This is a genomic window from Clostridium polyendosporum (assembly GCF_018332455.1).
GTDB classification, from domain to species: Bacteria; Bacillota; Clostridia; order Clostridiales; family Clostridiaceae; genus Clostridium_AY; species Clostridium_AY polyendosporum.
Genome location: NZ_BOPZ01000055.1, coordinates 1 through 5968, shown reverse-complemented (window position 1 = coordinate 5968; position 5968 = coordinate 1). Strand labels below are relative to the sequence as shown.

At 29.2% G+C, this 5968-nt stretch carries 7 protein-coding genes and 2 pseudogenes; all 9 read left to right on the top strand.

Annotation, left to right across the window (positions count from 1 at the left end; genetic code table 11):
- Positions 1–230 (top strand): annotated as a pseudogene (locus CPJCM30710_RS17220) (PTS glucitol/sorbitol transporter subunit IIB); the annotation flags it as partial.
- Positions 231–900: 670 nt separating this feature from the next.
- Positions 901–1077: a hypothetical protein gene (locus CPJCM30710_RS17215; RefSeq protein WP_212905374.1), complete on the top strand. Its 177-nt coding sequence runs from the start codon at positions 901–903 to the stop codon at positions 1075–1077.
- Positions 1078–1559: 482 nt separating this feature from the next.
- Positions 1560–2141 carry a PTS glucitol/sorbitol transporter subunit IIC gene (gene srlA / locus CPJCM30710_RS17210; protein WP_212905373.1) on the top strand — a complete coding sequence of 194 codons (582 nt, stop codon included), beginning with the start codon at positions 1560–1562 and terminating at the stop codon, positions 2139–2141.
- A 35-nt stretch (positions 2142–2176) separates the two neighbouring features.
- Positions 2177–2626, top strand: a pseudogene (locus CPJCM30710_RS18295) (PTS glucitol/sorbitol transporter subunit IIB); the annotation flags it as partial.
- An 87-nt stretch (positions 2627–2713) separates the two neighbouring features.
- Positions 2714–3133 carry a PTS sorbitol transporter subunit IIB gene (locus CPJCM30710_RS18290; protein ID WP_407645010.1) on the top strand — a complete coding sequence of 140 codons (420 nt, stop codon included), beginning with the start codon at positions 2714–2716 and terminating at the stop codon, positions 3131–3133.
- A 22-nt stretch (positions 3134–3155) separates the two neighbouring features.
- Positions 3156–3521 carry a PTS glucitol/sorbitol transporter subunit IIA gene (locus tag CPJCM30710_RS17200; RefSeq protein WP_212905372.1) on the top strand — a complete coding sequence of 122 codons (366 nt, stop codon included), beginning with the start codon at positions 3156–3158 and terminating at the stop codon, positions 3519–3521.
- A 123-nt stretch (positions 3522–3644) separates the two neighbouring features.
- Complete coding sequence (srlD, locus tag CPJCM30710_RS17195; protein WP_212905371.1) at positions 3645–4421, top strand: sorbitol-6-phosphate dehydrogenase; 777 nt, start codon at positions 3645–3647, stop codon at positions 4419–4421.
- 586 nt (positions 4422–5007) lie between these two features.
- The gene (gene srlA / locus CPJCM30710_RS17190; RefSeq protein WP_212905370.1) at positions 5008–5589 is read left to right on the top strand and encodes a PTS glucitol/sorbitol transporter subunit IIC; all 582 of its coding nucleotides are present in this window, start codon (positions 5008–5010) and stop codon (positions 5587–5589) included.
- 30 nt (positions 5590–5619) lie between these two features.
- The coding region (locus tag CPJCM30710_RS17185) for a PTS sorbose transporter subunit IIB (RefSeq protein ID WP_212905369.1) at positions 5620–5968 on the top strand (349 nt) is incomplete at its 3' end.

Genomic DNA, 5968 nt, shown 5'->3' with positions numbered 1-5968 from the left:
TTGGTGTTGAAATAGGAAAAGGAAATATTCCACCACACTTAGCACTTCCAGCATTATTTGCAATCAATTCACAGGCAGCTGCAGATTTTATACCTGTTGGACTTGGATTAGCAGAAGCAGAACCAGATACTGTTCAGGTAGGAGTACCTTCTGTGTTATATTCAAGATTTCTAACAGGAGCTCCAACAGTGATCATAGCTTGGTTGGCAAGCTTTGGGCTATATAAGTAGTTATATTTTAGATGATTAATGAGAGGATTTTTATCATGAACACAATATATAGAACTGTTATAATAGTTGTGGTGATTTAGCGGAAGGGTTTTTCGAACATAATATATTTATAACATTTAAGGATAATGTTCTATAGGAACTGGTAGATTACCGTTTCATTTATGAAGAGAATACTTTTTTATATTATATACAAGTAAATATATATAAGTATTGCAAGTACATTTTACGTAGAAAAAAAGAAATTGTGCCATTAGATAAGGGCACAATAATTAAAGTAATTCGTAATTAAAATATCCAATTTAAATTATATAATAAATTATAATTTAAAGCAAATAAATAGAAAAATAATATTTTATGAAATTAGAATAACATTATAAATTACTAATAAAAATAACATGCTAATCGGTAATATAGTTTAGTATGTTATTTTTTTATTGAGGAATTATAGGATAAATTTATTTATAATTATAAATTCAAGTTGTTATAGACTAAAAATACCCAGATTTTATTTGTTTTATTATTAAACTTTAATACAGTACAATTATAATTAATTTACTTTTTTCATTCATACGATGAAAAAGTGTGTATTAATTATTTTATAAATTATTATAGAATTAAGATTATAAAATTATTAATTATGAAAAATAAGTATTTATGAATGAGGTGTAATATGCAAAGTGCAGTAGAAAAAGAATTAAAATATGTACGAAATGAATTAGATAATCTTGTTAAAGATGGAAATTTAACATTGCATAACGGAAAAGTATTGGAAATTAATAAAATTTTAGATGAATTAATAAATATATTTTTATATGAAAAAATGAGAAAGAATAAGTTATTTGTTTAATAAATTGTACCAAATAGGAATACTCCTTAATTATATTCATTTAAGGAGTATAATATTTTATTATGATATTTTTAACACTTCATGATACATATTTTTTCACACTTATGATGAAAAAGTATGTATTAATTATTTTATAGTCAAGTTATACAATAAGATTACAGAACAGAAATGCTTTTAAGAACAAGTTAAATAAAAGCATCACTGTTTTGAAAATTATTGTAGCAAGTTAATAAGTTTATAGATTTTTGCAGAAGTTATTATCAAAAGATAAGACTATTTATTTAACATTTTTATGTAAAGGTTTTAATAAAGGGTAAGGGATACATTTTATCTATTAACTTAACCTTGATAATGACGATAATGTTAAAATCTAGCAATGAAAATTTTATACTATAGCTAATTTAAAGGAGGTGAGGAAATAAAAAAGATTAATACTAATGAAACACTCAATAATAGTATTTAAATTAAAGGAGGTATTTTAAATGACAACATTTTTTCAAGTTTTAGCTAATAGTGCTGAATGGTTTATGAATCTTTTTAGGGCAGGAGCTAAGGTTTTCGCTGATTTTACTACCGGTATTATACCACTATTAATTGCTTTATTAGTAGTTATGAATGCCATAATAAAATTCGTTGGAACTGATAGAATTGAATCTCTTGCAAAGAAATGTGGCGCTAACCCAATTACTAGATATCTAATATTGCCGGTATTAGGAACATTTATATTTGCAAACCCAATGACATTATCACTAGGAAAATTTTTGCCGGAGAAATATAAGCCAAGCTATTATGCGGCAAGCAGTTTTTCATGTCATACAATGAATGGATTATTCCCACATATTAACCCAGGAGAGTTATTTGTATTCCTTGGAATAGCAAATGGAATAACACAGTTAGGACTTTCAACAGCAGACTTAGCTGTTAGATATTTCTTAGTAGGTATGATCACTAACTTCTTAAGAGGATGGGTTACAGATCTTACCACTACTATAGTTGAAAAGCAACAAGGTATTAAACTTAACGCTACCATAGATATTCGTCATGAAGAAGCTTATTCAGCTTAAAGTAAAAATAATTTAATTTGAGAGGAGAGATTTTTATGTCATATAAAAAAGTAAAAATAAACAAAGGTTCAGGTGGTTGGGGTGGTCCAATAATTGTAGAACCTACTAATGTAAGAAATAAGGTAGTTTATATCACTGGTGGAGCAAAACCAGATGTAGCTGTAAGGATTGCAGAATTAACAGGATGTGAGCTTATTGATGGATTTAAATATGGTGTTAAAGATAGTGAAATAGCATGTGCTGTAATTAACTGCGGTGGTACCTTAAGATGTGGAATTTATCCTCAAAAGAAAATTCCTACAGTGAATATCATGGCAACAGGAAAGAGCGGCCCATTAGCAATGTTTATAAAAGAAGATATTTACGTTTCATCAGTTAAATCCGAAAACGTTCAAGTTATAGATTAGTAAAAGGAGGGGTATAAAATGGCATACGATACAAGTAAAAAGATAAGTGAACAAAGCCAAGGGCTAGTTGCAAAGATAGGTATTGGAATAGGTAAAATAACAAGTACCTTCTTCCAAGCAGGTAGAGATACTATAGATACCGTTATTCATACAATATTACCTTTCATGGCTTTTGTTGCAACATTAATTGGTATTATCAATGCATCTGGAGCAGGTACATGGTTTGCACACCTTCTTACACCATTAACTGGTAATATAAGTGGATTAGTAATTATAGCATTAATCTGTTCCTTCCCATTATTATCTCCATTTTTAGGACCGGGAGCAGTTATAGCACAGATAGTAGGAGTTCTAATTGGTGTTGAAATAGGAAAAGGAAATATTGTACCACACTTAGCACTTCCAGCATTATTTGCAATCAATGCACAGGCAGCAACGGATTTTATACCTGTTGGACTTGGATTAGCAGAAGCAGAGTCAGATACTGTTCAAGTAGGAGTACCTTCGGTATTGTATTCAAGATTTTTAACAGGGGCTCCAGTAGTAATAATAGCTTGGTTAGCAAGCTTTGGACTATATAAATAGTATGAGGGAAAGGATTTTTATAATGAATACAATATATAGAACTGTTATAACAAGTGTTGGTGATTTAGCTGAAGGCTTTTTAGAACACGATATGTTTATAACATTTAAAGACAATGCCCCACAGGAATTAGTAGATTACTGCTTTATGCATCAAGAGAATAATCTTTTAGATTATATACAAGTAAATGACATTCTGCAGATAGATAGACAACAATACCTAATAACAGGTGTGGGTAGTTTAGTCAATGATAATTTAAGAAATTTAGGACACATAACTTATAAGTTTAGTGGAGAAACAGATGCAAGTATTGCAGGTACACTTTATCTAGAGAAAAAAGAAATTATTCCATTAAATGAAGGCACGATAATTGAAGTAATTCGTAATTAAAGTATCCATTAATTAAAATATCCATTAATTAAAATATCTAAAATATATTATATATCAAAATAGTAAATTAGATTTATGAACGAAAAATAAAAATATAAATGCAATTCAAGGAGGGACTTTAATATGTCAAAGGTAGCTTTAGTTATAGGTGGAGGAAGAAGTTTAGGAGAATATCTTTCAAAACACCTAGCAGTAGAAGGATATGATGTAGCAGTTGTTGATATAAATTATGATAATGCATCAAAGGTTTCTAAAGAAATAACTGAAATTACAAATAAGAAAAGTATTGCTATATCAGCAGATGCGACTAATGAAGAACAGGTTAAAGATATGGTGAATAAAGTAGTAGACGAACTTGGAAGAATAGACTTACTTGTTTATAATGCAGGTGTTGCAAAGAGCAGTAAAATAACTGAATTTAAACTAGATGCATTCAATTGGATAGTAAATGTAAACCTTATAGGATACTTCTTATGTGCAAGAGAAGTATCAAGAGTAATGATAGATCAAGGTATTGAAGGAGCTATCATTCAGATAAATTCAAAGTCTGGAAAGGTTGGTAGTAAGCACAATACAGGATATTCTGCTGCAAAGTTTGCAGGTGTAGGATTAACTCAAAGTCTCGCACTAGATTTAGCAGAACACAATATAAGAGTAAACTCAATGATGCTTGGTAATTTACTAGATTCTGATATGTTTGAAAGTCTTCTACCACAATATGCTGTAAAGCTAGGAATAAAAGAATCAGAAGTAAAACAAGTTTATATTGATAAGGTGCCATTAAAGAGAGGATGTTCTTTTAAGGATGTTGCAGATGCAATAACTTTCTATTCATCAGAAAAAGCAAATTATTTAACAGGTCAGTCAGTTAATATAACTGGTGGACAAGTGATGTTCTAAGGATAATATAGTTTAAGTATATATTATACAAATAGAAAGCCAACTTTGTGTTGGCTTTCTATTTTAAAAATAAAGAAAGAAGAGAATTTGCAAAGTTAATATGCATTTATATTACCTTTTTATTAACTTACATAAATTAGAATAACATTATTGAGTTCATTTAAGAATTCAATATCGTTTTTTATTAATCCTTTAAATAATTCATATTTTTCATATTCGTAGTGAAAATATATGTATTAATTATTTTATCAACCTGCTATGCATTTGAGCAGTAATAATAAGTAAGTTTAATAGTATTTGAGTTGCTACATAAAAATATAATATAAATTATAGTGGTTTTAATTTCGTTTACAAAAACAGAAAAATTAATGCCACTATTTTTTTGTTTATTTTATTATTGAATTTAGGATAATTCATTTTTTTCACGCTAATGATGAAAATATATGTATTAATCTGTTTATTCTTGTAGTATACAATAAGATTGTAAGGCAAAGATGTTGCTTACAAGCAGTAGTATGAGGAGTGACAAACCTAAATAGTGAGCAGCTGAGTAATAGTAATTATTGATATTAAGGAGGTATTTTAAATGACAACATTTTTTCAAGTTTTAGCAAGTAGTGCTGAATGGTTTATGAATCTTTTTAGGGCAGGAGCTAAGGTTTTCACTGATTTTACTACTGGGATTATACCCCTATTAATTGCTTTATTAGTAGTTATGAATGCCATAATAAAGTTCGTTGGAACTGACAGAATTGAATCTCTTGCAAAGAAATGTGGTGCTAACCCAATTACTAGATATTTAATATTACCGGTATTGGGAACATTTATATTTGCAAATCCAATGACATTATCATTAGGAAAATTTTTGCCGGAGAAATATAAGCCAAGCTATTATGCAGCATCTAGTTTCTCATGTCATACAATGAATGGAGTATTTCCACATATTAATCCCGGAGAGTTATTTATATTCCTTGGAATAGCAAATGGAATAATTCAACTAGGACTTTCAACAGCAGATTTAGCTGTTAGATATTTTTTAGTCGGTATGGTTACTAATTTTATTAGAGGATGGGTTACAGATTTTACTACTGCTATAGTTGAAAAGCAACAAGGTATCAAACTTACAGCTGCTATAGATATTCGTCATGAAGAAGCTTATTCAGCTTAAAGTAAAAGTAATTTGAGAGGAGAGATTTTTATGTCATATAAAAAAGTAAAAATAAGCAAAGGTTCAGGTGGTTGGGGTGGTCCAATAATTGTAGAGCCTACTAATGTAAGAAATAAGGTAGTTTATATCACTGGTGGAGCAAAACCAGATGTAGCTGCAAGGATTGCAGAATTAACAGGATGTGAGCTTATTGACGGATTTAAATATGGTGTTAAAGATAGCGAAATAGCATGTGCTGTAATTAACTGTGGTGGTACCTTAAGATGTGGAATTTACCCTCAAAAGAAAATTCCTACAGTGAATATTATGGCAACAGGAAAGAGTGGCCCATTAGCAATGTTTATAAGAGAAGATATTTATGTTTCATCAGTTAGATCGG